This window comes from uncultured Roseibium sp., assembly GCF_947496995.1.
GTDB lineage: Bacteria > Pseudomonadota > Alphaproteobacteria > Rhizobiales > Stappiaceae > Roseibium.
This window is the reverse complement of sequence record NZ_CANMFD010000001.1, coordinates 773,204-798,348: the sequence shown is the minus strand read 5'-3', so window position 1 is coordinate 798,348 and position 25,145 is coordinate 773,204. Positions and strand designations below refer to the sequence as shown.

The window sequence follows — 25,145 nt, the reverse complement described above, 5'->3', positions numbered from 1 at the left end:
ATTACTCGGCCGCGTCCGCGGATTTGGCCTGGAGAAGCGAATATCTGTCGATACCGATCCGCTCGATCAGGCTGAGTTCCGTCTCGAGAAAATCGATATGGCTTTCTTCATCGCCGAGCAGCGTTTCGAACAATTTCATGGAGATGAAGTCGCCAAGTTCGCGGCAGACCTCGCGGGCCTCGTGATACAGCGCCCTGGCCACATATTCAGCCGCAAGATCCCCCTCAAGGCATTCCTTGACCGACTGGCCGATGCGCAAGGGGTCCAGGGTCTGCAGGTTCGGCAGGCCTTCCAGGAAAATGATCCGGTCCATGAGGTCCTGCGCATGCTGACGCTCTTCCGCGGATTCCTCCAGTTCCTTGTCCGCCAGATTGCCGAATCCCCAGTCGGCCAGCAATCTGGCATGAAGCCAATACTGGCTGACGGCCGTCAGCTCGTGGCGCAGGGCCTTGTTCAGATAGTCGATAACGCGCGCTTCGCCCTTCATTTGGCCCTCTTCAATTTACCTGTTCACGACCTGCTTGACCGGTTCGGTCCGCGGTTGCTTTTCGCTTTCCTCTTCAGACGCCTTTTGATGAATGATGTCAATGATGGCGGGAAAACAACCACCGCATCTCGGCCGGCACCCCAGGTGCCGGAACACGGCGCCAGGCGTCGGCAGTTTTCCGTTGGGATCCGAACGCATTTCTTCCGCCGCTTCGCGAAGCTGCTTGTCAGACAGAACGTTACAGGAGCATATGATCATCGCAGGTTCCGGACCGCGTCCCTATCATTCGGACATATTGGCATTCGGGGATTTGTGCGCAATAACGAAACTCTACTGTCCGAGTCAACTTTTTCCGAGCCGACCCGGACACGCCAGCAAGGATCTGAAATGACCGTCAAGGCCCCTCAGGATGATCGTCCGACCCTCGTCTTGACAGGCGCCAGCCGTGGCATCGGGCATGCCACGGTCAAGCGCTTTTCCGCCGAAGGCTGGCGCGTGATCACCTGCTCCCGTTACGCCTTTTCGGACAAATGTCCCTGGCCGATGGGACCGGAAGACCATATTCAGGTCGATCTTTCCGATCCGGAAAATCTCGGTTTTGCAGTGCAGGAAATCCGCAAGCGGCTGGAAGCCAACGGCTCGCGGCTGAATGCGCTGGTCAACAATGCCGGGATCAGTCCGAAAGGCCCCGAAGGAGCACGTCTCAATTCCCTCGACACGCCCATGCATGAATGGCGAACGGTGTTCCAGGTCAACTTTTTCGCCCCCATTTTGCTGGGCCGGGGCCTGTTCAAGGAACTGAAGAACGCGAAAGGATCGGTGGTCAATGTGACGTCCATCGCGGGCGGGCGGGTTCACCCGTTTGCGGGAACAGCCTATGCGACTTCCAAGGCCGCTCTTGCGTCCCTGTCCCGTGAAATGGCTACAGATTTCGGCCCTCACGGCATTCGGGTCAATGCGATCGCACCGGGCGAAATCGATACGTCCATCCTGTCTCCCGGCACCGAAAAACTGGTCGCAGACATACCCTTGCGCCGCCTCGGACAACCGGCGGAGGTCGCCGACACGATCTTCTACCTGTGTTCGGACAACTCCTCCTATGTCACCGGTGCGGAAATCCATATCAACGGCGGGCAGCACGTCTAGAGCAATTCCCGCTCAAGGTCCGGCAGATAAGTCGATATACCAGCGCCACATTTCTGAATGCTGCGCCGCACGAATGCTCAGAAATATTAACTAGGCGATCTCCACGAGCGACAACTATTTTGTCAGTAGTTTACTTAATATTCACGGACCCCGGCAATAGTTTCAGAACATGAATGCTGATCTTTTGACGCTGCGGGGACGAAATGCAACGGATTATGAAGATGCTGGTCGACTTGAAGTTTGGCTTCAAGGTCGGAGGCGGGTTTTTCGCTGTTTTGCTGCTGACTGCCGTCGTTGGTGGCGTCGGTTTTCTGGCAATCCACAATCTCTCATCACTCTTTGTCGTCGCCGACCACTCGGCCCGAGTGGCCAATCAGGTCCAGGTGACATCGCTCAAGCGTGAGGAATTCCTCAACAACCCGTCAGCTGAACTCGACGTTGCCGTCCAGCAGGAGATCGGCAAACTGAACGGGACGCTGGAGGAACTGAGCCACGACGTCTCCAATGACGACGTTGCCCGCACCCAGGTCGAACGCGCGCTGACCGCCGTAAAGGAATTCTCGGCAACATTCGGTCAGGTCGTCACCCAGACGCAGCAACAGGCAGAACGTCTTGCCACGCTGCAGGAAAGCGCGGGCAATCTCGAAACGCTCGCGTCGTCGATCTCCGAAGCGGTTCTGGCCGAGGAAAAAAAGGTCAGCGCCGAGGTTTTCACCGCCAACGGCACGCTTGACGATGCCAACACCATGCAGCGAGGGGTCTTCGAGCTTCAGGAAGCCGTGGTGTCCATTCAGCTCGCCTATCTGAAAGGCAGCGGTTCTTTGGAAGGCGAAGCCCACGCGAAGGCCTTGAGCACTGCGGAAGATCTTGTTGCCCAGACCAAGGAAATGCGTTACCGGCAGATCGAAGGCGTCCAGAGCAAAAGCGTCTCCAAGCTTTCGGGCCAGGCGAACAACCTGAGCAAGGCAATCGCCAAGCTTTCCGAGGATCTCGGATTTGCGGAAGCCTATGAGGCCAGGACGGCGGTCGGTACCTCCATCGAGGCAATGCTGGAGATCGCGCGCGATATCCGCATGCAGGCCAATACAGCCGTGAGCCAGTCCAAAGCCACCGCACTGACCGCGAACACCCGCCTTGCCAGCATCCGCGGAATTGCCGAAAAGGCGGAAACCCTCAAGGAACTCGCCCTCAAGGCACAAAAGGAAACCCTGAACCTCTTCGGCCAGTTCGGACTGGATGACCCGGCGCCCGCCGAAGCTCAGATTGCCGCGCTCGCCGCTCTCGAAGAGGAGATGGTTTCCTTCGCGAAAGTCCTGCCCTCCACTGCGGATGCCATCAACGAAATTCCGGTATCGGTCGCCACTTTCGACAAAGCCTTCAAGGAAATGCTGACGGCACAGTCCGATCTGCAGGAGAAACGCAAGCAGCTTGACACCCTGACCGGTCAGGTGAGCGAAGAGATTGCCGGCATATCCGCTTCGCAGGCCACCGCGGCCTCCAACGCCGCCGCATCTGCTGAAATGCAGATCATCGTCACCATCCTGCTGGCCATCCTCGGCGGCATCGGCCTGGCGTTCGTACTGAACCTTGCCATCACCCGTCCGATCCAGACGATCACCAACGTGATGGACCGGCTGGCCAACGGCGACAATGAAATCGAAATACCGGGTATCGATCGCGGTGACGAGATCGGTGGCATGAGCCGTACGGTGCAGGTGTTCCGCGACAACGCTATCGAGCGCGCACATCTGCAGGAGCAGAGCACACGCGAGGAAGCCGACAGGCAGGAGCGTCAGCAGCGCATCGACAGTCTGATCCAGTCTTTCCGGGCAACAGCAGAGGAAGCCCTCGGGTCGGTTGAACTGACCGCCGGCGGTCTCGACTCGACTGCCCGCGCCCTGACGGAAATCGCACGGGACAGCGCCGGGTATGCCAGCGAAACCCAGGAATCTTCCAACGACACCACAAGCAACGTGCAGACCGTAGCAAGCGCGGCGGAAGAACTCGCGGCATCAATCGGCGAGATCTCGCGTCAGGTCGCCCAGACCACGGAGATCGTCGACCGGGCAACCACCGGCACGCGGATCACCAACCAGAAGGTCGAGGGCCTTGCGGAAGCGGCCACCAAGATCGGTGAAGTCGTGACGCTCATTCAGGCGATTGCCGAGCAGACCAACCTTCTGGCGCTCAATGCGACCATCGAGGCTGCCCGCGCCGGTGAAGCCGGCAAGGGCTTTGCGGTCGTCGCGGCGGAAGTCAAGGAACTGGCGACCCAGACGTCCAAGGCAACCGAGGAAATCAGCTCGCAGATCACCGAGATCCAGAACGCGACGAAGGAGTCCGTTGTTGCGATCGGCGAGATCGCCGAGACCATGACCGAGGTTAACACCTACACCACTGCGATTGCCTCTGCTGTCGAACAGCAGGGCGCCGCCACGGCGGAGATCTCGCAGAATGTGCAGCGTGCGGCGGAAGGAACCAGCGCGGTTTCCTCCTCCATGAACCAGTTGTCCCAAGCGGTCGACCAGACGTCCTCCTCCGCCGACATGGTTCTGTCTGCCTCCGGCGAACTCACGGAGAAGACCGACGGACTGAAACAGGAAGTCGAGCGCTTCCTTTCGGAGGTGGCCGCGGCCTGATCCGGATAGCGCGGAAATCAAGGGCGGGAGCGCTGAACGCTCCCGCCCTTTTTCGTGGCCAGTCTGCGCCGTGCCGTACGGATCCCCCCACGCAGGCAATCCCGGATTTCGCGCTGAATATTGACCGCGCCGCCGCTGGCGACTAGATCAACGGATGACCAATCGATATCGGTTGGTCATCAAGACGCTGATCGATTCATATGCGTTGGAGCAAACAGTCTGCGCTCAACGAGATGCAGACTGCTCCAGGGCAGGACAACACCAAAGATTTCTGAGATACGAGAGAATATCGTGGCGGACCGCACCAGCGCCTCATCCTTTGCCGACCCCGACACTTCCCCAGCCCAGTCCTGGCCTGTCATTCTGGAGACCGAAGGCTGGAAGGACTACCGGCTGCTGGACATGGGAGACGGCCAGAAACTGGAGCGTTACGGACGTTTCACTATCGTGCGCCCCGAGCCGCAGGCGATGGGCGCCCGGCGGCTGAAGGAAAGCGTGTGGGACAGGGCGGACGCGGTTTTTTCCGGTGACACGGAAGAAGAAGGTCCGGGCCGGTGGAAGTTTTCCGGCAGCGTGCCGGAAACCTGGCCGATGGCCTATGGGCCGGTGCGCTACAACGGCCGTTTCATGTCCTTCCGCCATGTCGGCGTCTTTCCCGAGCAGGCCGCGCACTGGGACTGGGTCAACGGCAAGATCCGCGCCGAGCGCAAACGCGCCCCGGACAAGCCGCTGAAGATCCTGAACCTCTTCGGCTACACCGGCATGGCCTCGCTGTTGCCGGCGAGCGAAGGCGCTCAGGTTACCCATGTGGACGCCTCCAAAAAAGCCATCGGCTATGCGCGGGAGAACCAGGAGCTCTCCGGACTGGAGGATCTTCCCATTCGCTGGATCTGCGAGGACGCCGGCAAGTTCGTCGCCAGGGAAGTACGCCGCGGCAACAAATATGACGGCATCATCCTGGACCCGCCGAAATACGGACGCGGCCCCAAGGGCGAGGTCTGGGATCTTTACACCAGCCTGCCGGGCATGCTCGCCGATCTTCAGAAACTGCTCTCCGAAGATGCCCTGTTCATGATCCTGACCGCCTATGCGATCCGCTCCAGTTTCGTTTCCATTCACGAGCTGATGGCCGAGACGCTTGACCGTCAGGGCGGACTGCTGGAATCCGGTGAGCTGGTCATCCGCGAAGAGGATGGCAAGCGGGCCCTGTCCACCTCGCTGTTTTCGCGCTGGAGCAGCCGATGAGCGAACACCGCCAGGGCTCGGTCAAGCAGATCACCAGCCATTCCAACCCGATCGTCAAGGAAATCAAGGGCCTCGTCGCCCAGCGCAAGCACCGCAGCCAGTCCGGTCTTTTCGTCGCCGAGGGCCTGAAGCTGGCAACAGACGCGCTTGCCGCAGGCTGGGGCGTGCGCTACCTGGCGCTCGGAACGGAAGCGCGCGACAATCCGGTTGCCCAGAAGGCGGCCGCGACCGCGAAGGCACGGGGCGCGCTGATCCTGGAAGTCTCCACGGCCGTCATGTCCGCCATGACCCGCAAGGACAATCCGCAGATGGTTGTCGGTGTCTACGAACAGCGGATGCTCTCCGCGAAGGACATCCATCCTTCCGGAGCGGCCCTGTGGGTGGCCCTCGACCGGGTGCGCGACCCGGGCAATCTCGGCACCATCATCCGAACCGTCGATGCCGTCGGCGGCGCGGGCGTGATGCTGGTCGGGGACTGCACCGATCCGTTTGCCGTCGAAGCGGTGCGCGCCACCATGGGCTCGCTGTTCCATGTGCCGCTTGCCAAGATCAGCAAGGACGAGTTCAAGGCGCTTGCCGGCAAGTGGCCCGGAACCGTTGCCGCCACCCATCTGAAGGGTTCGGTCGATTACCGCTCGCCGGACTACACGGATCCTGTCCTGCTGGTGATGGGCAACGAACAGCAGGGGCTCGAAGACGACATGGCTGCGGCCTGCCCGACCCTGATCCGCATTCCGCAGGTGGGCCAGGCCGACAGTCTCAACCTGGCCGTTGCCACCGGCATCGCGCTCTACGAAATCCGACGCAAGCACCTGGAGCTTTGAATGCGTTTGTTCGTCTTCGGTACAGGCTATTCCTCCAAGGCATTCATCACTGAAATCCGCGACCGGTTCGACTGGATCGGCGGCACGACCCGCTCTCAGGAAAAAGCCAGGGACCTCGAGGATCTGGGCGTGGAGCCGTTTCTTTTTGACGGGCAGAGCCAGGGGGAAGGCATCGCGGCGGCACTCTCCAGCGCAACGCATGTGCTGGTTTCAATCGCACCGGATGACGCAGGCGACCCGGTCCTGAACCAGCACGGCGGGGATATCGCCGCGGCCAGGCCGGAGTGGATCGGGTATCTTTCCACCGTGGGCGTCTACGGCAATCACGATGGCGCCTGGGTGGACGAGGAGACACCTTGCAAGCCGGTTTCCAGACGCTCGGTGCAGCGCGTTGCCGCCGAACGTGCATGGCTCGACTTTGCCTCCGCCCACCAGCTGCCGGTGCAGATCTTCCGGCTTTCGGGGATCTACGGACCCGGCCGCAATGTCCTGCAAAAATTCAGGAACGGGACGGCCCGCCGGCTCGTCAAGCCGGGCCAGGTGTTCAACCGCATTCATGTCGCGGATATCGCAGGTGTGCTGAGCGCCGCCATGCAACGTCCCGCGACCCGGATTTTCAACGTTACCGACGATGAGCCGGCACCGCCGCAGGACGTGGTCACCTTCGCCGCGGACCTGCTGGGAGTGGCCCCGCCCGCCGAAGTGCCGTTCGAAACCGCCGACCTGTCCCCGATGGCGCGTTCCTTTTACGGAGAGAACAAGCGGGTTTCCAACCGGCGGGTCAAGGACGAACTCGGCTATTCCTTCCGCTTTCCCGATTACCGCACCGCCTTGAAGGACCTGCTGGCAAGCGTGTGAGGCGGTCCGGTGCCCCCTCCTGTGAGGAGAGGGTCGGCACCACCTCTTTCATCATAAAACTGCACACACCCTATTTCGGCTGCGGCACCATGCGCAGATAGGGCTTGAGCGTCTTCCAGCCTTCCGGGAACTTTTCCTTGGCCTCGGCATCGCTGACGGCCGGAACGATGATCACGTCTTCACCGGAATTCCAGTTGGCGGGTGTGGCGACCTTGTGTTTGGCCGTCAATTGAAGAGAGTCGATCACGCGGATGACCTCATCGAAGTTGCGGCCGGTGGACGCCGGGTATTCGATTTTCAGCTTGATCTTCTTGTCCGGTCCGATCACGAACAGCGACCGCACGGTCAAGGTGTCGTTGGCGTTCGGATGGATCATGCCGTAAGCGGTCGCGACCTTGCGTTCCGGATCGGCGATCAGCGGAAAGTTCAGTGCCACACCCTGCGTGTCCTTGATATCTCCGATCCAGGCATGGTGATCGTCGATCGGATCGACGGAAACGCCGAAAACCTTGACGCCGCGTTCCTCGAACTTGTCCTTCAGCTTGGCCGTCATGCCAAGTTCGGTCGTGCAGACCGGGGTGAAATCCTTTGGATGGGAAAACAGAACCGCCCAGGAACCTTCGATCGCTTCATGGAAGCGGATCGGGCCAGAGGTGGTGTCAACTTCAAAATCGGGAGCCTCGTCTCCGAGCAAAAGTGCAGACATCAATAATCTCCTGATAATTTTCTCATGGATAGAAAGCCGGAATTGGGCGTGCCATCCTTCACGAATTCCCAGCGGTTTGTCCAGAGTGGGTATGGCTCTCCGGCATGGGCAATCCGACGCACGGCTTGACGACAGCCTGTTCACCCACCAGCTTGGGACCAGATGAGCGACAGATAATGTCTACAACAACAAAACCTGAGTGGGAGAAAAAAATGGGCACCTGGCGCGTATACCTGTCCGGCGAGATTCATACCGACTGGCGCGAAACGATCATGGAGCAGTCGAAATCACTGGGCCTGCCGGTGGAGTTTTCCGCCCCGGTCACGGATCATGCCGCCAGCGACGATTGCGGTGCGGTGATCCTCGGCGATGAGAGCAACAAGTTCTGGTATGACAACAAGGGTGCGAAGGTGAACGCGATCCGTACGCGCACGCTGATCGAAAAGGCCGATATCGTCGTCGTCCGCTTCGGCGACAAGTACAAACAGTGGAACGCGGCGTTCGACGCCGGCTATGCATCGGCGCTCGGAAAATCGCTGATCGTCCTGCACGACCCGTCTCTGACCCATCCTCTCAAGGAAGTTGACGCAGCAGCACTTGCAGTCGCAGAAAAACCTTCTCAAGTGGTCGATATCCTCAAATATGTCATACACGGCCAGCTGGATCGCTAAGCTTGCCTTGACATTAACTTTATCGTCACCATATTGGGTAAAGCTTTAGATATTCCCGGGTTTGAATGCCGGGTAGCGAGATCCCAACTTATCAAGGACCGCGGTTCGAATTGAGGCAGTCTATTATGACTGCCCGGACATGCGTATTTCTCCGATGGGTATTTCAAAAGTACTTTAGCACTATCAACAACGATGTCATCAAGACGTTGAGAAGTGCGGCTACATATGCCGCTTCGATGCCTTGATGCGAAAATTTGGAAAGCATATCCATGCAACATGGAAACGTAAAATGGTTCGATCATCGCCGAGGTATCGGTACGATCGAACCTGAAGATGGCGAGAATAACGTTCTCGTCGACATCTCGGCCCTTCGCCGATCCGGCATCGACACTCTTGAAGAAGGACAGCTTGTGTTCTTCGACCTCGAGTGGCGCCGCGGTCAGATGGTGGCCGAAGATCTGAAAGTCCTGTAAGCTCGCTTACAGCTCTATCCGGAAACGAGGGCGGTTCGACCGCCCTTTTTTGTTGGGAAATGCCGAACGTGATTGATTGTGACGCCAGGCTGGAAGAAGGGATTGCCGCCCACCGCGACGGCGATCTGCAGGCCGCCCTTGCCGCCTACAAGGACGTGCTGACCGCCGACCCCGACCACTCCGACGGGCTGCATTTTCTCGGCCTTTTGCACTTTGATGCCGGCAAGACGGACAACGCCGTCCTGCTGATCCGCCAATCCCTGGACAAAAATCCGCAAAACGCCTCCGCCTACAACAATCTCGGCAACATTCTGAAACTTGGCAACAGGCAGGAAGAAGCGCTGGAGGCCTATGTCAGGGCGGTGCAAATCGAACCGCGCCACGAACAGGCCTGGAACAACATCAATGTCATGATGGAGGGCGCGACCAACAACGACGACCTCCTGCCGATCCTCAGCGAAATCGTTCGCCTGGATCCCGACAATCCCAATGCGTGGCATAACTACGGCCTGTCGCTGATGCTCGCGGGTCACAGGGACGAGGCAGCCGACGCATTGGAACGGTGTCTGGAATTCGGCGCCGAGGTCTGGACGGACCCGATCTGGCACGCGCGGGTTCTCTGCGCCCTTGGGCGGCAGGAACGCGCTGTCGAGCATCTGGAAAGCATCGTCGCGGCGGATCCGGACAATACCGTCGCGCGCTATCAGCTGGCCGCCGTGCGCGGTGACAATCTTGATCAGGCACCGGAAGACTATGTCAAAACCCATTTCGACAGTTTCTCCGACAGTTTCGACGAGGTTCTGAAGAATCTCGGTTACTGCGCACCCGAACTGGTCGCCGAAGAAGTGATCGCCCTTGGCAGGGAAAACGGAACCCCGTTTGCCGATGTGGTTGACCTTGGGTGCGGGACGGGCCTGTGCGGCCCGCTCATCCGGGACCAGTGCGGCAAGCTGACCGGCATCGATCTTTCGCCCGGCATGCTGCGCAAGGCTGCGTCGCTGGAGGCCTATGATTTCCTGGTGGAAGGCGAACTGGTCGCCTTCCTCAGGTCCGACCTGCCGACACGGTTCGATCTGGCCGTTTGCGTCGATACATTATGCTATCTGGGCGATCTGCAGCCCTTCATGAGCGCCCTTTACGCCGCCCTCAAACCCGGTGGCCTGCTGATTGCCAGCGTCGAGCATCTCTCCGATCCGGCCGGTCCCGACTACCGGGTCGACCCGACGGGACGCTACGCTCATCTGCCCGCCTATCTCAGACGCAGCGCCGAAGCGGAGGGCTTTTCCTATCTCAGGGAAAAACAGGTGGTCCTGCGCCACGAACTGGGAAAACAGGTCCACGGCCTCATCTTCCATCTGCAGAAGCCCGACATCCTCGTGGTCGCATAGACAAACGGGATTCAGCCCCGATTTTATCCACCCACCGGTATAATACCAAAGAGCGTTGATCAGGACTCATCTGACCGGTTTTGGAGGGATTTCGGCTAGGAGTTCGTCGCAGTGCGATACGGGGTATCGGACAAGAGGTACGACGCCGTCCGAAAGCCCTCCAGAACCGGCCTCCAGTGGGCCATTCCCGCCCGCCGGACTTCGTTGCGCCGCTTGCCCGAGCAACCAGGCCGCGCTACGCAACGCGCCTGGCAGGCGACCGGGAATGACCCATCAGATGGGTCATAATCAATGCTCTTTGGTATAAGACGGTTGTGTCGAGGTATATTATTGCTACGGTATCGCCATTGGATCGATGGTGCTCGCATCCGAATTGACCGAAGGTCTGAATGTTGATGCAATTGTAAGCGATAGAGCACCATGTCCGCGTTCATCCGAATGCGGATTGTTTTGGTGGGCGGATGGTTCGTCCGGAGGGAAATTATATGCCGAACTGCAATGTTTTATTGGTTTACCCGCGTTTTAACGCCGGTTCCTTCTGGAACTACGGGGCAACCTGCGAACTTGTAGGCGCAAAATATCCCGCCCCGCCTCTCGGGCTCATCACGGTTGCGGCAATGTTGCCGGAGACCTGGAATGTCAGGCTGGTCGACCGAAATACCGGCCCCCTCAGCGATGAGGATCTCGACTGGGCCGACATGATCATGACCGGAGGCATGCTGCCGCAGCAGGCCGATTGCCTTGCCATCATCAAGATGGGGCAGGCCAAAAACGTTCCCGTTGCGGTCGGCGGACCGGATGCAACCTCGTCTCCTGAAGTTTATGAAGCCGCGGATTTTCTCGTCCTGGGAGAAGCCGAAGGCATTCTCAGCACATTTGTGGACGCGTGGAACGAAGGCGCCCGCACCGGCAGGTTTACCGCCGAGAAATTCAAGGCGGACGTGACCTCCAGCCCGATCCCGCGTTTCGACCTTCTGAAATTCGACGACTATGTCCAGATCGGCGTCCAGTATTCACGCGGCTGCCCGTTCACATGCGAATTCTGCGACATCATCGAGCTTTACGGCCGGGTGCCGCGGACCAAGACCAACAAGCAGATGCTGGCGGAACTCGACAGGCTGCACGAGCTCGGCTACCGCGGCCATGTGGATTTCGTCGACGACAACCTGATCGGCAACAAACGCGCGGTCAAGGGCTTCCTGCCGGATCTGGCGGACTGGCAGAATTCGCGGAACCATCCGTTTGAAATGTCGACCGAAGCCTCGCTCAACCTGGCCGATGACGAAGCGCTCCTGACAATGATGCAAAAGGCCGGGTTCTTCTCGGTGTTCATCGGCATCGAGAGCCCGGACCCGGAAGTTCTGATCGCGACCCGCAAGAAGCAGAACACCCGCCGCGACATCGCCAAGAGCGTGCACAAGATCTACGACGCGGGCATATTCGTGCTCGCCGGTTTCATCGTCGGTTTCGACGAAGAGAACGACAGGGTCGCGGAGGAGATCTCCGCCCTGATCGAGGAGGCCGCCATCCCCGTCGCGATGACGGGTCTGCTCTATGCCCTGCCCAACACGCAGCTCACACGGCGGCTCGCCAAGGAAGGCCGCCTGCACGCGGACTTCGCCACCGACGACCCAGACACCGAACACGGCGACCAGTGCACGGCGGGCCTGAACTTCACGACGGTACGGCCGCGCGAACAGATCCTTGCCGATTTCAAGTCGGTCATCGAACGGGTCTACGGGCCGGAAGCCTATTTCGGCAGGGTGCAGAAGGTCGCCAGCATGCTCAACATGAGCGGCGCAAACGGGTCGATCCTCGGCGCGGGCTTCTTCCATGACCTCAGGATGTTCGGCCGGCTGATCTACGCGATGACCTTCAAGGAGACGACCTATCGTCTTCCTTTCTGGAAAACCCTGATCAAGACCGCCTTCACCAATTTCCGGGCCATCAAGCCGGTGATGATGATGCTGGCGCTTTACGTCCATCTCGGACCGTTCTCGCGGTTCGTCACCGCGCAGATCGATAAGCAGATCGCGGAGATCGAAAAGGGTCACTGGGAGCAGCCGGCGGTGGTGGCCGCCGAATAATACCGGCTTCCGTCGCAACTCCGGCCCATTTCCGCGGGAAGACAAGGTGCGGTCCCCACTTTCCAAACGCAGCGCGCTCGCGTTCATCCTCGTCACGCTGACCATCAACTCGATGGGCATCGGCCTGATGATGCCGGTCATGCCGTCGCTTCTGACGGAGCTGACGGCCCTGCCGGTAAGCGATGCCGCCCGCTGGGGCGGGGCCTTGAGCGTTGTCTATGCGCTGATGCAATTCGCCTTCGGGCCCCTCCTCGGCAACCTGTCCGACAGGTTCGGCCGGCGTCCTGTCCTGCTGGTCTCCATGTTCTCCATGGCCGTGGACTATCTGATCATGGCGATGTCCTGGCATCTTGCGGTGCTGTTTGTCGGGCGGACCCTGTCAGGTGTATCCGGCGCAACCTATTCCGCGGCTTCCGCCTATATCGCCGACGTCTCGCCCAAGAACGAGCGCGCCCGGAATTTCGGCCTGGTCGGCGCCGCTTTTGGCGTCGGTTTCGTTCTCGGCCCGATCATCGGGGGTATTCTGGGAGAATACGGCCCGCGTGCGCCGTTCTATGCGGCAGCGGCGCTTTCGCTGATCAACTTCCTGTTCGGCTACTTCATGCTGCCGGAAACGCTCAAGGACGAAAATCGCAGAACCTTCGAGTGGAAACGCGCGAACCCCTTCGGCGCACTGAAGCAGATCGGGGCCTACCCGGCAGTCCGCACACTTTTGCTTGCGGTCTTTCTGTTCGACATCGCCCATTACGTTTATCCCGCCGTGTGGAGCTACTATGTGGAGGAGGTATTTGCCTGGAGCCCGGCCGATATCGGCCTGTCGCTCGCGGCGGTCGGGATCGGCTTCGCATTCGTGCAAGGCTATCTGATCCGGGTTCTGGAACCGAAACTCGGCACCGGCCGTACGCTGCTGCTGGGACTGTGCGCCAATCTTCTGGCATTCGGTGGTCTCGCGGTCGCCAATGAGGGCTGGATGGTTTACGCGCTGATTTCCTTCGCCGCGCTGGGGGCCCTGGCCACACCTGCATTCACCGCGTTGATGTCCAACCGCATTCCGGACAACGCCCAGGGCGAACTTCAGGGCCTGATCGCCAGTGCCGCCGGGCTCTCCATGGTGGTCAGTCCCTTCGTGATGACGCAAACCTTTGCCTATTTTTCCGGTCCGGACGCGGCAATCGTCTTCCCGGGCGCTCCCTTCGCCCTGGCCGGTCTGCTGATCCTGGCTTCCATGCTGATCGCGCTTCCTTTCATGCGCTTTCAGGAAAAAACGCTGGCAGACTGATCCGATGACCATGCCTCCCCTCCCGCCTCTCGACGGCCCCCGTCTTGCGCCCGCTTCCGGCAAGCCGGCCCGGCAGCTTGTCGTCATCCTGCATGGCTACGGCGCCGACGGCGCGGATCTGATAGACATCGGCCGTGCCTGGCAGGGCCGGCTTCCAGACGCCGCCTTCATTGCGCCGAACGCACCGGAGCCCCTGCCCTTCGAAGCTTTCGGCGGTCGCCAGTGGTTTGCGCTGAGCGAACGCACCCCGGCGGAATACCGGATCGGCGCGGAAGCCGCCCAGCCGGTTCTCGATCGTTTTCTCGACGCCGAACTGGAGGCGCTTTGCCTGGACGACAGCGCGCTGGCGCTCGTCGGGTTCAGCCAGGGCACCATGATGACGTTCCAGTGCGGCCTTCGCCGCAGCACCGCGCCTGCTGCTCTTGTGGGCTTTTCGGGGATTTTACCCGGAGCCGATCGACTGGAGGGCATCAATACCCGGAGCCCGGTCCTGATTGTGCACGGAACAGATGACGACGTGGTGCCCTGCTATCACGCGGAAGCCGCTCGGAAGGCGCTTGAGAGCGCCGGTGTCGATGCGACCCTTCATGAACTTGACGGCCTCGGCCACGGCATCGACGAACGCGGTATGGTGCTCGGCGGGCGTTTTCTGGAGAAAGCATTTTCAATCGGCTCCTGACCCGGACCGGGCGTTAAGGCATGCCGTGTTGAATGCAGAAGGCAATAGTTAATGGCCTGTTAAGTTTTTTGCATAATGGTGGAGGGGTCTTTTTGCCGGGCCGGACGGGTCCGAATTCGCCAGGATCCGAGCTTCATGCAGATTTCCATCGAGACCACCACCCAGAGCTCCAGCCTTTTCATGGCGTCCTATTCAAATGGCGGCTCCGGTGATGCCAAGGGTCAGGACGCTGAAAAGGCGCCTGTCGTCAGCGCTCTTGAAGTTGCCAGCAAGAAGGCCGAGGAAGACGCCGTGGTGATCGCGGCGCTTCAGGACGCGGTGGAAAAGGGCAAGGCTGAACAGAACGGCGACGAGGACGACAAGGACGGCGCCCTTGCGACGGTCGAGGACTATCAGAACACCGCGGGTAAACTGAAAGCCGCGCTCGGAGAGGACGACGGCGGTGCATCGGCCTCCATCTCCTATGAAAGCGCGACGATCTCCACAACGACAATTGAAGCCGAAGTTGGCGGCGAGACGCTTACCGCGCAGTTCGTCTCCTACGAGCGCGTTTCATACGACAGCGCAACCGGCCTCTCGGTGCGCTCGGCGAGTGCTTCTGCCATCGAGGGCGAATCCGACAACGGTTCCTCGTTCAACTACCAGAGCGCTTCCGTCAGCGAGCTTTACGCCGGTACCGGCGACCAGGTGTCCAACCTGGCAGGGCTTTTTGCCTGAGGCAGGTTTCCGAAACAGGAAATCGCTTTGAAGGCACCAAGAATACCTGAAAGACGGGCGGCGAATTCCGAAATTCGCCGCCCGTTTTCTGTTTCAGTGCTTAAGACGTCTTCAGCCTAAAGATGCTGGCACGCTCAGGCCTTCTTCAGATACGCCACCAGAATATCGAGAGCCGCCTGCAGGTCGGCCTTGTGGATCATCTCGGTCACCGTATGGATATAGCGTGTGCCGACTACGATCCCGACCGCCTTGGCTCCTGCCGCCGCCTGCTGGGCCGCCGCCCCGTCCTGGCCGCCGGCCGCCAGCATGGTGCGCTGGAACGGGATCTTTTCCTTCACGGCAATCGCTTCGATCTCCTTGACCAGGTCCCGGTCGGCGATGAAGCTGGAATCCTTGACATGCAGGCCGAAGCCCTCGCCCTGAACCGTGGTGCGGTCCTGCTCAGGGACGCCCGGTGTGTCGCAGGCAAGCGTGGTGTCGACCCCGAAGCCGATATCCGGCTTGATGGCGAAGGCCGCCGTGCGCGCGCCGCGCAGGCCGACTTCTTCCTGGCAGGTAAAGGCGACATGGATTTCCGAAGCGTGTTTGCTCTTGCCGACGCCCTTGAGCGCCTCGATGCCGAGCCAGCAGGCAATGCGGTTGTCGAGCGCCTTGGAGACCACCTTGTCGCCGATCTCGATCAGCGGCTCGTCCATGGTGACCATGTCGCCGACCTTGACGATTTCCTTCGCCTTCTCGCCCATGCCGAGATCGACCACGAAGTCCTTCGGTTCCGGGATCTTCTTGCGCTCTTCGGGTGAGGAAATATGGATGGGCTTGCCGCCGGGGTTCATGACGCCCTTGAAGTCGCCCTCGTCCGTCGACACAAGCACGCGGCGGGAAAACAGGTTGCGCGCGTCAAAGCCGCCAACCGGCTGCACATGCAGGTAGCCCTTGTCCGTCACATGGGAGACCAGGAAGCCGATCTCGTCCATATGGCACAACAGCATGACCTTTTGCGGAGCGCTCTTTTTCGAGGCCTTGCGACTGTCTCGGCGGCAAAGCAACGAGCCCATCGGGTCGACGGTGACCTCGTCGAACAGGCCCTTGATTTCTGCCTGGATCAGTTCGCGGACCCGGTGCTCGTGACCCGGCACGCCTGGGGTTTCGCAAAGACGGCGGAGGAGATCGATATTCATGGAACTTCCTGCTGAGGGTTGTAAAATCCGGCCGATCCTATTCCGAATTCGGCTGCGGGACAAAGAGTGAAGACGCAGGACTTCGATATCCGTTCCCGATACGCGGAAAAACAGCAAATTTGCCTGAATTGCTTAACCATCCGCTCGCCGATTTTTCAATAAACAGGCCGTAGTTTTGCGCTTTGCCATTGCCGCGTCGCAATTGCGGGCAAACAATCAGGGAAACATAAAAAGTTTCCGTTGCAGCCGGATGCGGCGCAGCCCTTTCCTTTTCGACCACCCGGGGACAAGAGATGGCCCAGAAAAAACGATTCATTCTTTCCATTGACGGCGGCGGCATGCGCGGCCTGGTACCCTTGCGCATACTCGAGGCTCTCGAGAGCCGGCTGATCCACCGCGGCATCATGGCGCCGATGCACAAGGTCTTCGATCTGATGGCGGGAACTGCCTCCGGCGGGCTGATCACCGCCGGCCTGTGCGCGCCGCGCCCCGGCAGCTCGGCTGGCGAGGCGGCTGCCACGATTTCCGAACTCAGATGTTTCTTCGAACGCGAGGCACGGGAGATCTTCACCCATTCCATCAGCGACCGGCTTGCGCGTGCGGTGACCCAACCGCTCGGCCTCTTCGATGAGACCTATGACGCCCGCCCGCTGGAAAAGCTGCTGAAGGAACGCTTCGGCTGGACCTCCATGGCCAGCGGCCTCACCAAACTGGTGCTGACCGCATATGACATCGAGCAACGGCGCGCCGTGTTCCTGACCAACGGGCTGGAGGAAAACGGCGGCCGAACGGATGACTATTATTTCTGGCAGGCCGTGCGCGCGACGACCGCCACGCCCTCCTATTTCGAACCGGCCCGGGTCGAGAACCTGTCGCGCAAACGCGAAGAAGCACTTGTCGGCGGCGATGTCTGCATGAACGATCCGGCCATCGCCGCCTATCTGGAGGCGCGCAAGATCGGCTGGGCTTCGGACGAGCTCGTCATTCTGTCACTCGGCAGCGGACGCTCGGCGGAGCGGTCGTTTGCCTACAAGGACGCCACCGGCTGGGGATCGCTTGGCTGGATGCAGCCTTCCAGGGGCGCGCCCCTCCTTTCGATCTTGTCGGATGGGCAATCGCAGACGACATCCTATCAGGCGCGCCAGCTGTTCGCCGAGATGCCCGGTGTCACCTATCACCGCCTCGATGCCGCCTTGCCGCCGGAAGCCGAAGCCATGGACAATGCCCGGCCCGGCAACATCATCGCGCTCAACGGTGCAGCCGACCGGGTGATCCGTGACAACACAGTTCTTCTGGACGAAATCGCCGAGTTGATGAAAACCCACCTCCAGGTCCGGGAATCGGATGCGGAGCCGCCCAAATTGGTGCATGCTGCGTAATACCATTTGCAAATCGCGAAGCACGAGGCTCCAAGGTGACCATGCGCAACCCGGCAGCTCGGACCACAGCATCGAGCGTCCGGAAACGCCCGTTCGCGGGATCATCCGGGCTCATCGCCGCTCTTGTTACAGTGGCGTCGATGGCTTCGAATGCCGGGGCGGCCACCCCGGTACCCACCGCCAAGCCTGACGCCATTGCCGACCTTGTCATCGAAGAGTTCCGGCCGAGCATACAGCTTGTTGCCGGTGTGCCCGTGCCGGTGAAGAAACGCGACGTCCCGGAAGGCTATGTCGCGACCACACCCAAGCTCGTGCTTTATTCCCAGTCTCCCGCGAAAGACTATTTCGGAGCGGCCAACGGCCCGGCGCCCCTGAAGGCCCGGTCCATCGGCTCCTATGCCAAGGGCTGCCTTGCCGGTGGCGCGGCCCTGCCGCAGGACGGCCCCACCTGGCAGGTCATGCGGCTGTCGCGCAATCGCAACTGGGGTCATCCGGTGCTGATCGACTATCTGGAAGATCTGGCGAAGGACGCGCCCAAGGTCGGTTGGAACGGACTTCTGGTAGGCGATCTGGCGCAGCCGCGCGGCGGCCCCATGACGTCCGGCCATGCCAGTCACCAGATCGGACTGGATGCCGATATCTGGCTGACGGAAATGCCGGGCCGGCGCCTCAGCGGACAGGAACGCGAGGAAGTCTCGGCGACGTCCATGCTGATCGGTCCTCTGGACGTGAAAGGCGCGGACCGGCGAGTGGACCCGAGGAAATGGACCGACGTCCATGCAAGGCTCATCCGCCGTGCCGCGTCTGACAAGCGCGTCGCCCGGATCTTCGTCAATCCGACAATCAAGAAAGCGCTCTGCGATTTCGAGACAGGCCGCGACCGAGCCTGGCTATCGAAGATACGGCCATGGTGGGGGCATCACTACCATTTCCATGTCCGGCTTTCCTGCCCGTCCGCCAGCGTCGGCTGCAAGAACCAGAACCCGCCGCCCCCCGGCGACGGTTGCGGATCCAACCTGACATACTGGTTGTCGGACGAACCCTGGGTGCCGAAAAACCCGCCCAAGCCGGGTGAAAAGCCGAAAGTGGTCAAGAAAAGGCCCATGGCCCTGGCCGCGCTGCCGCGCGATTGCCGGTCTGTGCTGACGGCGAACTGACGATTAACTGGCAACGAACCGGCGAAAACGCGCTGTTTTTATCGAAAATACCGGTTTTCGGTGTGACCGGTGTCACTTCTGTTTTTCCAATTGCACAACCTGACCTGGAAACCTCTGGATCTTCTCGCGGGATCGGACAAAAGTCGCGGCGCGCTGCCTTATTTCGCAGGCCGGATCGACATCCGTATCGTTTGAACCAGATTGGATTTTCATATGACACGCCCCGCCGGAATACTTCCCCATCAATCGGAACAGATGTTCCTCACCGATGGCGGCATGGAAACAAGCCTGATATTTCTTGACGGCATCGAGCTGCCTCACTTTGCCTCCTTTACCCTGCTGAAGACGCCGGAAGGGCGCGACAGGCTGAAAAATTATTTCCGCCCTTACGCGCAGACAGCGATCGACTGCGGCGCCGGTTTCGTTCTGGAAAGTCCGACCTGGCGTGCCAATCCCGATTGGGCGGCAAAGCTCGGCTATTCCGCAAGCGACCTCGACGCCGCCAACAGCGATGCGATCGGGACACTGCGCGAACTGGCTGACGAATACCGCAACGACGCCAGTCCCTTCGTTATCAGCGGCTGCATCGGCCCGCGCGGCGACGGCTATGTCGCCGGTGAGCTGATGAGCGTCATGGACGCCTGCGATTACCACGGCCGTCAGATCGAAGTTTTCCAAGAAAGCGGTGCGGACATGGTTTCGGCGATCACCATGACCAATGTGCAGGAAGCAGCCGGAATTGCGCTTGCCGCAAGGGCAGTCGGGACAGAGTGCGTGATTTCCTTCACGGTCGAAACCGATGGCCGCCTGCCCTCCGGCGAGTATCTCGGCGACGCGATCGATGCCGTGGATGCGGTAAGCGGCAATTCCGTCGCCTACTACATGGTCAACTGCGCCCATCCGGTTCACTTCAGCGAGGTTCTGGAGCAGGGCGGTGCATGGGTGAAGCGCATCTGCGGCATTCGCGCGAATGCTTCCCGGATGAGCCATGAGGAGCTGGATGCGGCAGAGGACCTGGACATCGGCGATCCGCAGGACCTGGCGATGCGTTACCGTCACATTCTGGACTATATGCCCTGGGTCCGCGTGCTCGGTGGCTGCTGCGGTACGGACCACCGGCACATCTCGGCGATCAGCGGCACCTGCTGCGGCCATCAGGCAGCCGCATGACCTTAAAGCCCGGCCCGTGTTCGGGCCGGGTCTTCAAACTGATGACGAAATCGGGTTTGGCGTTTTCCAGAGGACCTCGCAGTTTGCCGCCCCCACCAGAGCGTCGTCCGGGACGTAGCGCAGCGAAGACCCGGGACCGGTGGGCCGTGAGCTATCGAAAGAAAAACTCCACAACGGCAGAGGATGTGGCTCTCCGATCCCGGCTCGCGCTGCGCTTGGCCGGGATGACCGCCGAGAGTGGTTCAGCTTCTCAGTTCACTCAACAGACTTGATGACAAAGCCGAGCCGTGTCAGCAGTCTGGCCTGCCCCTTCCTGGCCGGGTCTTCCCCAAACAAGGAAACTCCGTTTCATCCGCTCATTTTTCAGGTGCAGGCATTCCCGCGTTGAGAACGCGGGTCATCAGCACGAGGTCCAGCCAGCGGCCGAACTTGGTACCGGCTTGCGGCAAATGGCCGGTGACTTCGAAGCCGAGTTTTTCATGAAGGGCGATTGAGGCTGCATTTTCTCCGTCGATGACACCCAGCAGCAGATGCAGGCCTTGCGCGCCGGCGATCTCGACAAGCCGGGACAGCAGGGAAAAGGCAACGCCCTGACGCTGGGCCTTCGGGTCGACATAGACCGTGTGTTCCGCCGTGAACCGGTAACCTTCGCGCGGGCGAAACGGACCGAAGCTTGCAAACCCGAGAATCTCACACTTGTCATTCTCGGCAACCAGAACCGGCAGGCCATTCTTCTTGCGCCCCTCGAACCACGTCAGCCTGTCATCGAGGCTTTCCTCCCGGTTCGTCCAGGAGGCCGTGGTTTCGCGAATCGAGCGGTTATAAATGGCCAGAATGGCTGGAATGTCCTTTGGCACGGCATCGCGGACGTTCATGTAACTTTCCTTGGTAATTTTAACAATCAATCGCTAGCACAAGTTTCTTGCCGTATTAAGTCCAAACACCGTGAAGGGGTGAGAACCGGCCCCAGCCCGATCGCGACGTTTTTTCTCTTGTGCACCGGCTGAGGCAAGACCAGGGTCGCGGTCCCGTTCGATTAGCCATATTTTGCTTAAAAACCACCAGAATTCGGCTTCCTGCGCGCGCAATTCACTGGTCGAAATCAAAATGCGGTGGTAAACGGGCGGCCATGACGACGAAGACACTTTCCAACATCCGCAATTTTTCCATCGTGGCCCATATCGATCACGGCAAGTCGACGCTGGCTGACCGGCTGATCCAGATGACCGGTACGATGACCGACCGCGAAATGACCGCGCAGGTTCTCGATTCGATGGATATCGAGCGCGAGCGCGGCATCACGATCAAGGCCCAGACCGTCCGGCTGATCTATACCGCCAAGGATGGTCAGCAATATACGCTGAACCTGATCGACACGCCGGGCCATGTCGACTTCGCCTATGAGGTTTCCCGCTCGCTTGCGGCCTGCGAAGGCTCGCTGCTGGTGGTCGATGCTTCACAGGGCGTGGAAGCCCAGACGCTGGCCAACGTCTACCAGGCCATCGACAACGATCACGAGATCGTCACGGTGCTGAACAAGATCGACCTGCCGGCCGCCGAACCGGACCGGATCAAGGAACAGATCGAGGATGTCATCGGCATCGATGCGTCCGAGGCCTGCATGATCTCCGCCAAGACCGGTCTTGGCGTGGAGGACGTGCTGGAAGCGATCGTCCAGAAGCTGCCGGCACCGAAGGGCGACCCGGACGACACGCTGAAGGCGATGCTGGTCGACAGCTGGTACGACACCTATCTGGGCGTAATGGTTCTTGTGCGGGTCATCAACGGCTCGTTGAAGAAGGGCCAGAAGATCAAGATGATGGGAACAGGCGCCGCCTACGATGTCGATCGTGTCGGCGTGATGACACCCAAGTTCCTGCAGGTGGACGAACTGCATTCCGGCGAGATTGGTGTGATCACCGGCTCGATCAAGGAAGTGGCCGACACCCGCGTCGGCGATACCATCACGCTGGAGAAGAAGCCCTGCGCCGAAGCTCTGCCGGGCTTCAAGCCTGCGCAGCCGGTGGTGTTCTGCGGGCTGTTTCCCGTCGATGCCAACGACTTCGACGATCTGCGCGCCGCCATGGGCAAGCTGCGCCTCAACGACGCCAGCTTCTCCTTCGAGATGGAAACCTCCGCGGCCCTCGGCTTCGGCTTCCGCTGCGGCTTCCTCGGCCTGCTGCATCTGGAAATCATCCAGGAACGGCTTTACCGCGAATTCGACCTCGACCTGATCGCGACCGCGCCGTCGGTCGTCTACGAGATGACGCTGACGGACGGATCGGACATTGATCTGCACAACCCTGCGGACATGCCGGACGTGGTCAAGATCACCGAGATCCGCGAACCGTGGATCCGGGCGACGATCATGACGCCGGACGACTATCTGGGCGGCATCCTCAAGCTGTGCCAGGAGCGGCGCGGCATTCAGGCGGACCTTTCCTATGTCGGCTCGCGGGCTCTGGTGGCCTACGACCTGCCGCTCAACGAAGTGGTCTTCGATTTCTACGACCGGCTGAAGTCGATCTCCAAGGGCTATGCCTCCTTCGACTACCAGATCTCCGACTACCGGGCCGGCGATCTGGTGCGGATGTCGATCCTGGTGAATGACGAACCGGTGGACGCGCTGTCCATGCTGGTACACCGCAGCCAGGCGGAGCGCCGTGGCCGCGCCATGTGCGAAAAGCTGAAAGAGCTGATCCCCCGGCACATGTTCAAGATTCCAATCCAGGCCGCCATCGGCGGCCGGGTGATCGCCCGCGAAACCATCTCGGCCCTGCGCAAGGACGTGACCGCCAAATGCTACGGCGGCGACGCCACGCGTAAACGCAAGCTGCTGGAAAAGCAGAAGGCCGGCAAGAAGAAGATGCGCCAGTTCGGCAAGGTCGAAATCCCGCAGGAAGCCTTCATCCAGGCCCTGAAGATGGATGAGTGAGAAGCGGTAGAGCCTCACCCGGCGAAAAGGTCCGGTGGATCTTTTCGAGCTTCGAACGCACGCGCGTGTAAGACGCGGTGCAACGTCGAGCGGGTTGAAGCGGCCTCGCTTCTAGCGCACGCGCGTGCAAGATGCTCAGCGCCCGTCAGTGGGCGAACGGCGATGCCGTTACAGCATCTCCGAGACCGCAAAGCCGGCGCCCTGCCGGCTGGTCTCGACCAGGTTACCTTGAGCTTCACAGCCTGGCTGTGAAAAATGCGACTGACTAGATGAAGGAAATGGCCATGGAGCAGACCCTCCGTGAACGCGCCGGCAACGCCTGCGAACTCTGCAGCTCCGCCGAGGCTCCGGCATCGCTGGAGATCGGCCCTGAAGCAGACGGCAGCGCGGACATGGCGATCCTCGCCTGCGCCGCTTGCGCCGACCAGATCTCCGGTACGAAAGATATCGACCCGACCCACTGGCATTGCCTGAACGAATCCGCCTGGAGCCAGGTTCCCCCTGTGCAGGTCGCCGCCTACCGGTTGCTTGCCAGAATGCCAGATGAAAGCTGGGCCCGGGATCTTCTGGACATGCTTTACCTGGAAGACGATGTTCTTGCCTGGGCAAAGGCCGGCCTGCAGGCTGACGGGACCGGTGAAACCGCTGGCGAGGACACCGATGTGGTTCACAAGGACACCCATGGCGCCATCCTTTCGTCCGGAGATACGGTGACCCTGATCAAGGACCTGAAGGTCAAGGGTGCCGGCTTCACGGCCAAGCGCGGCACGGCCGTGCGCAACATCGGCCTCGTTGCCGACAACCCGGCGCATATCGAAGGCCGGGTGAACGACCAGCGGATCGTCATCCTGACGGAATTCGTGAAGAAGTCCTAGAAGCCCTGTCCCAAGCCGGGCTTCAGTCCACCGGCACCATCTGCCCTGTCGCGGCACCTTCAATGCATTTGGCATAAGCCAGACCGACCCGGCGCGACGAGACGGGATCATGGCCGGGAAAGATGGCGCCGTATCTTTCCGCTGAAACCTGAAGCAGGCCGGGGCTGACCACGTTGATGCGCAGGCTGCGCGGCATATCGATGGCCGCCGCCTTGACGAAACCGGCCAGCGCGCCGTTCGCGGTCGCAGATCCCGAGCCCTCCCGGACAGGATCCCGGTCCAGAATGCCGCTCGTCAGCGTGAACGATCCGCCATCGGTCAGAACATTCATTCCGGCCAGCACCAGGTTGATCTGGGTGAGAACCTTGTTCTTCAACCCGAACAGGTATTTTTCTCCGGTCATCTCGGAAAGCCGGCCGAATTCGACTTCCCCCGCCGCACAGACGACAGCGTCCACTGCGCCGGCAGCCCGGTACATCGCCTCGATGCTCGTCCGATCGGCCAGATCGACACGAACATCTCCGGAAGAGCGCCCGGCGGTGATGATGTCATGCCTGGGCGCCAGTTCGGCGCAAACCGCTTGGCCGATCGCTCCCGCGGCTCCGACGACAATAATTTTCATGACCTGTTTCCCTCGATCCTGTCATACGCCGCGAGCTTGTAGCTCAGGACTTCCTCGCACCTGGCGAGGTCCGCCCGGCGTTCCTGCAGCCGCTGTTCATGTTTCAAAAGCAGATCCCTGCGCTGTGGAACGGTTGCCTCTCCCTGCCGGTAAAACGACGCAAACCGCTGCATCTCCTTCATCGGCATTCCGGTCTTGCGGAGCCAGTAAAGCAGCGTGAGCCACTCCAGGTTTTCAGGCGAAAAGCGCCGCAATCCGTCCGGACCTCTGTCAATCGGAGGGACGATTCCCGACTTTTCGTAATACCGGATGGTGTCGGCGCTCAGACCGCTTTTCGTGGAGGCTTCAGAAATTCTCATGGGGCACTGCTCGTGTGTTGCGGTTACGAACCTACCGGTCTGGAGTCACTCCAGGTCAAGGCATTTTCCGAGCAGCACTGAAATTACCCGCGCTGCTGAAAGCTTCGCAGAATGGCTTGCCCGAGGACATTTTCATCAATCTGGTGGAAACACAGGTAGAGGACTGGTCCTTCGGCAACGGGCTTGCGCAACACGCGGAGAATTCCCCCAAGAGTACTGGCTTGAAGGAAATCCCTAAACAGAAACGGCGCCGGGGGGCACCGGCGCCGTT

25 protein-coding genes are annotated in these 25,145 nt (G+C 60.4%); 17 read left to right on the top strand and 8 right to left on the bottom strand.

The window, feature by feature from the left end; genetic code table 11:
- Position 1 precedes the first annotated feature (1 nt).
- Entirely contained in the window at positions 2-487 is a 486-nt protein-coding gene (gene bfr / locus Q1B40_RS03585) for a bacterioferritin (RefSeq protein ID WP_299810101.1), read from the bottom strand.
- 15 nt (positions 488-502) lie between these two features.
- Positions 503-745 carry a bacterioferritin-associated ferredoxin gene (locus Q1B40_RS03580; RefSeq protein ID WP_299810099.1) on the bottom strand — a complete coding sequence of 81 codons (243 nt, stop codon included), beginning with the start codon at positions 743-745 and terminating at the stop codon, positions 503-505.
- A 129-nt stretch (positions 746-874) separates the two neighbouring features.
- Between Q1B40_RS03580 and Q1B40_RS03575 the strand changes: the two genes are divergently transcribed.
- The 5 genes from Q1B40_RS03575 to Q1B40_RS03555 all read left to right on the top strand — a co-directional run bounded on the left by Q1B40_RS03575 (position 875) and on the right by Q1B40_RS03555 (position 7,199).
- Complete coding sequence (locus Q1B40_RS03575) at positions 875-1,633, top strand: SDR family NAD(P)-dependent oxidoreductase (RefSeq protein ID WP_299810097.1); 759 nt, start codon at positions 875-877, stop codon at positions 1,631-1,633.
- A gap of 203 nt (positions 1,634-1,836) precedes the next feature.
- Positions 1,837-4,272 (top strand): methyl-accepting chemotaxis protein, encoded by a 2,436-nt coding sequence (locus tag Q1B40_RS03570; RefSeq protein WP_299810095.1) that lies wholly within the window; start codon positions 1,837-1,839, stop codon positions 4,270-4,272.
- Positions 4,273-4,563: 291 nt separating this feature from the next.
- Entirely contained in the window at positions 4,564-5,517 is a 954-nt protein-coding gene (locus Q1B40_RS03565) for a class I SAM-dependent methyltransferase (RefSeq protein ID WP_299810093.1), read from the top strand.
- Positions 5,514-6,341: an RNA methyltransferase gene (locus Q1B40_RS03560; protein ID WP_299810090.1), complete on the top strand. Its 828-nt coding sequence runs from the start codon at positions 5,514-5,516 to the stop codon at positions 6,339-6,341. The genes Q1B40_RS03565 and Q1B40_RS03560 overlap by 4 nt, the downstream gene beginning before the upstream one ends.
- Positions 6,342-7,199, top strand: a complete 858-nt coding sequence (locus Q1B40_RS03555; protein ID WP_299810088.1) for an SDR family oxidoreductase — start codon at positions 6,342-6,344, stop codon at positions 7,197-7,199.
- 70 nt (positions 7,200-7,269) lie between these two features.
- On the opposite strand, the gene Q1B40_RS03550 is transcribed toward Q1B40_RS03555, so the two are convergent.
- A complete protein-coding gene (locus tag Q1B40_RS03550; protein ID WP_299810085.1) occupies positions 7,270-7,905 on the bottom strand; it encodes a peroxiredoxin in 636 nt (211 codons plus the stop codon).
- Between the two features lie 212 nt (positions 7,906-8,117).
- Here Q1B40_RS03550 and Q1B40_RS03545 point away from each other — a divergent pair, with 212 nt between their 5' ends.
- The 7 genes from Q1B40_RS03545 (at position 8,118) to Q1B40_RS03515 (ending at position 15,199) form a co-directional block, all read left to right on the top strand.
- Positions 8,118-8,576 (top strand): YtoQ family protein, encoded by a 459-nt coding sequence (locus Q1B40_RS03545; RefSeq protein WP_299810083.1) that lies wholly within the window; start codon positions 8,118-8,120, stop codon positions 8,574-8,576.
- 269 nt (positions 8,577-8,845) lie between these two features.
- Positions 8,846-9,049, top strand: a complete 204-nt coding sequence (locus Q1B40_RS03540) for a cold shock domain-containing protein (protein ID WP_299810080.1) — start codon at positions 8,846-8,848, stop codon at positions 9,047-9,049.
- Between the two features lie 68 nt (positions 9,050-9,117).
- Complete coding sequence (locus Q1B40_RS03535; protein WP_299810077.1) at positions 9,118-10,437, top strand: tetratricopeptide repeat protein; 1,320 nt, start codon at positions 9,118-9,120, stop codon at positions 10,435-10,437.
- Positions 10,438-10,898: 461 nt separating this feature from the next.
- Positions 10,899-12,524: a B12-binding domain-containing radical SAM protein gene (locus Q1B40_RS03530; RefSeq protein WP_367279106.1), complete on the top strand. Its 1,626-nt coding sequence runs from the start codon at positions 10,899-10,901 to the stop codon at positions 12,522-12,524.
- A gap of 46 nt (positions 12,525-12,570) precedes the next feature.
- Entirely contained in the window at positions 12,571-13,803 is a 1,233-nt protein-coding gene (locus Q1B40_RS03525) for a TCR/Tet family MFS transporter (RefSeq protein WP_299810069.1), read from the top strand.
- Positions 13,804-13,813: 10 nt separating this feature from the next.
- Positions 13,814-14,482 (top strand): dienelactone hydrolase family protein, encoded by a 669-nt coding sequence (locus tag Q1B40_RS03520; protein ID WP_299812515.1) that lies wholly within the window; start codon positions 13,814-13,816, stop codon positions 14,480-14,482.
- A gap of 135 nt (positions 14,483-14,617) precedes the next feature.
- Positions 14,618-15,199 (top strand): hypothetical protein, encoded by a 582-nt coding sequence (locus Q1B40_RS03515; RefSeq protein WP_299810066.1) that lies wholly within the window; start codon positions 14,618-14,620, stop codon positions 15,197-15,199.
- Positions 15,200-15,333: 134 nt separating this feature from the next.
- On the opposite strand, the gene Q1B40_RS03510 is transcribed toward Q1B40_RS03515, so the two are convergent.
- A complete protein-coding gene (locus Q1B40_RS03510) occupies positions 15,334-16,377 on the bottom strand; it encodes a M20/M25/M40 family metallo-hydrolase (protein WP_299810064.1) in 1,044 nt (347 codons plus the stop codon).
- Between the two features lie 37 nt (positions 16,378-16,414).
- Positions 16,415-16,693 carry a hypothetical protein gene (locus tag Q1B40_RS03505; protein WP_299810060.1) on the bottom strand — a complete coding sequence of 93 codons (279 nt, stop codon included), beginning with the start codon at positions 16,691-16,693 and terminating at the stop codon, positions 16,415-16,417.
- On the opposite strand from Q1B40_RS03505, the gene Q1B40_RS03500 reads away from it, so the two are divergent.
- From Q1B40_RS03500 to Q1B40_RS03490, 3 genes are all read left to right on the top strand, one after another.
- Positions 16,671-17,756: a patatin-like phospholipase family protein gene (locus Q1B40_RS03500; RefSeq protein WP_299810058.1), complete on the top strand. Its 1,086-nt coding sequence runs from the start codon at positions 16,671-16,673 to the stop codon at positions 17,754-17,756. The two genes, Q1B40_RS03505 and Q1B40_RS03500, sit on opposite strands and share 23 nt — an antisense overlap.
- 140 nt (positions 17,757-17,896) lie before the next feature.
- Positions 17,897-18,913 carry a penicillin-insensitive murein endopeptidase gene (mepA, locus tag Q1B40_RS03495; protein ID WP_299810055.1) on the top strand — a complete coding sequence of 339 codons (1,017 nt, stop codon included), beginning with the start codon at positions 17,897-17,899 and terminating at the stop codon, positions 18,911-18,913.
- 213 nt (positions 18,914-19,126) lie between these two features.
- A complete protein-coding gene (locus Q1B40_RS03490; RefSeq protein ID WP_299810053.1) occupies positions 19,127-20,083 on the top strand; it encodes a homocysteine S-methyltransferase family protein in 957 nt (318 codons plus the stop codon).
- Positions 20,084-20,439: 356 nt separating this feature from the next.
- Here Q1B40_RS03490 and Q1B40_RS03485 read toward each other — a convergent pair whose 3' ends face one another.
- Positions 20,440-20,958, bottom strand: a complete 519-nt coding sequence (locus tag Q1B40_RS03485; protein WP_299810052.1) for a GNAT family N-acetyltransferase — start codon at positions 20,956-20,958, stop codon at positions 20,440-20,442.
- Between the two features lie 254 nt (positions 20,959-21,212).
- Between Q1B40_RS03485 and lepA the strand changes: the two genes are divergently transcribed.
- Both lepA and Q1B40_RS03475 read left to right on the top strand, forming a co-directional pair.
- Entirely contained in the window at positions 21,213-23,018 is a 1,806-nt protein-coding gene (gene lepA / locus Q1B40_RS03480) for a translation elongation factor 4 (RefSeq protein ID WP_299810050.1), read from the top strand.
- A 284-nt stretch (positions 23,019-23,302) separates the two neighbouring features.
- Positions 23,303-23,893 (top strand): alkylphosphonate utilization protein, encoded by a 591-nt coding sequence (locus Q1B40_RS03475; protein ID WP_299810047.1) that lies wholly within the window; start codon positions 23,303-23,305, stop codon positions 23,891-23,893.
- A 22-nt stretch (positions 23,894-23,915) separates the two neighbouring features.
- On the opposite strand, the gene Q1B40_RS03470 is transcribed toward Q1B40_RS03475, so the two are convergent.
- Both Q1B40_RS03470 and Q1B40_RS03465 read right to left on the bottom strand, forming a co-directional pair.
- Positions 23,916-24,515 carry a short chain dehydrogenase gene (locus Q1B40_RS03470; protein WP_299810044.1) on the bottom strand — a complete coding sequence of 200 codons (600 nt, stop codon included), beginning with the start codon at positions 24,513-24,515 and terminating at the stop codon, positions 23,916-23,918.
- Positions 24,512-24,874 carry a MerR family transcriptional regulator gene (locus Q1B40_RS03465; RefSeq protein ID WP_299810041.1) on the bottom strand — a complete coding sequence of 121 codons (363 nt, stop codon included), beginning with the start codon at positions 24,872-24,874 and terminating at the stop codon, positions 24,512-24,514. Before Q1B40_RS03465 ends, Q1B40_RS03470 begins: the two co-directional genes overlap by 4 nt.
- Between the last annotated feature and the right edge of the window lie 271 nt (positions 24,875-25,145).

Excerpts from the sequence above, each read along its gene's own strand:
- Q1B40_RS03550 (WP_299810085.1), bottom strand. The coding sequence starts at position 7,905 with ATGTCTGCACTTTTGCTCGGAGACGAGGCTCCCGATTTTGAAGTTGAC.
- Q1B40_RS03505 (WP_299810060.1), bottom strand. The coding sequence starts at position 16,693 with ATGAATCGTTTTTTCTGGGCCATCTCTTGTCCCCGGGTGGTCGAAAAG.
- Q1B40_RS03465 (WP_299810041.1), bottom strand. The coding sequence starts at position 24,874 with ATGAGAATTTCTGAAGCCTCCACGAAAAGCGGTCTGAGCGCCGACACC.
- Q1B40_RS03580 (WP_299810099.1), bottom strand. The coding sequence starts at position 745 with ATGATCATATGCTCCTGTAACGTTCTGTCTGACAAGCAGCTTCGCGAA.
- Q1B40_RS03575 (WP_299810097.1), top strand. The coding sequence starts at position 875 with ATGACCGTCAAGGCCCCTCAGGATGATCGTCCGACCCTCGTCTTGACA.
- Q1B40_RS03570 (WP_299810095.1), top strand. The coding sequence starts at position 1,837 with ATGCAACGGATTATGAAGATGCTGGTCGACTTGAAGTTTGGCTTCAAG.
- Q1B40_RS03510 (WP_299810064.1), bottom strand. The coding sequence starts at position 16,377 with ATGAATATCGATCTCCTCCGCCGTCTTTGCGAAACCCCAGGCGTGCCG.
- Q1B40_RS03515 (WP_299810066.1), top strand. The coding sequence starts at position 14,618 with ATGCAGATTTCCATCGAGACCACCACCCAGAGCTCCAGCCTTTTCATG.
- Q1B40_RS03540 (WP_299810080.1), top strand. The coding sequence starts at position 8,846 with ATGCAACATGGAAACGTAAAATGGTTCGATCATCGCCGAGGTATCGGT.
- mepA (WP_299810055.1), top strand. The coding sequence starts at position 17,897 with ATGGCTTCGAATGCCGGGGCGGCCACCCCGGTACCCACCGCCAAGCCT.
- Q1B40_RS03485 (WP_299810052.1), bottom strand. The coding sequence starts at position 20,958 with ATGAACGTCCGCGATGCCGTGCCAAAGGACATTCCAGCCATTCTGGCC.
- Q1B40_RS03490 (WP_299810053.1), top strand. The coding sequence starts at position 19,127 with ATGACACGCCCCGCCGGAATACTTCCCCATCAATCGGAACAGATGTTC.
- Q1B40_RS03530 (WP_367279106.1), top strand. The coding sequence starts at position 10,899 with ATGGTTCGTCCGGAGGGAAATTATATGCCGAACTGCAATGTTTTATTG.
- Q1B40_RS03470 (WP_299810044.1), bottom strand. The coding sequence starts at position 24,515 with ATGAAAATTATTGTCGTCGGAGCCGCGGGAGCGATCGGCCAAGCGGTT.
- Q1B40_RS03555 (WP_299810088.1), top strand. The coding sequence starts at position 6,342 with ATGCGTTTGTTCGTCTTCGGTACAGGCTATTCCTCCAAGGCATTCATC.
- Q1B40_RS03500 (WP_299810058.1), top strand. The coding sequence starts at position 16,671 with ATGGCCCAGAAAAAACGATTCATTCTTTCCATTGACGGCGGCGGCATG.
- bfr (WP_299810101.1), bottom strand. The coding sequence starts at position 487 with ATGAAGGGCGAAGCGCGCGTTATCGACTATCTGAACAAGGCCCTGCGC.
- lepA (WP_299810050.1), top strand. The coding sequence starts at position 21,213 with ATGACGACGAAGACACTTTCCAACATCCGCAATTTTTCCATCGTGGCC.
- Q1B40_RS03475 (WP_299810047.1), top strand. The coding sequence starts at position 23,303 with ATGGAGCAGACCCTCCGTGAACGCGCCGGCAACGCCTGCGAACTCTGC.
- Q1B40_RS03545 (WP_299810083.1), top strand. The coding sequence starts at position 8,118 with ATGGGCACCTGGCGCGTATACCTGTCCGGCGAGATTCATACCGACTGG.
- Q1B40_RS03520 (WP_299812515.1), top strand. The coding sequence starts at position 13,814 with ATGCCTCCCCTCCCGCCTCTCGACGGCCCCCGTCTTGCGCCCGCTTCC.
- Q1B40_RS03560 (WP_299810090.1), top strand. The coding sequence starts at position 5,514 with ATGAGCGAACACCGCCAGGGCTCGGTCAAGCAGATCACCAGCCATTCC.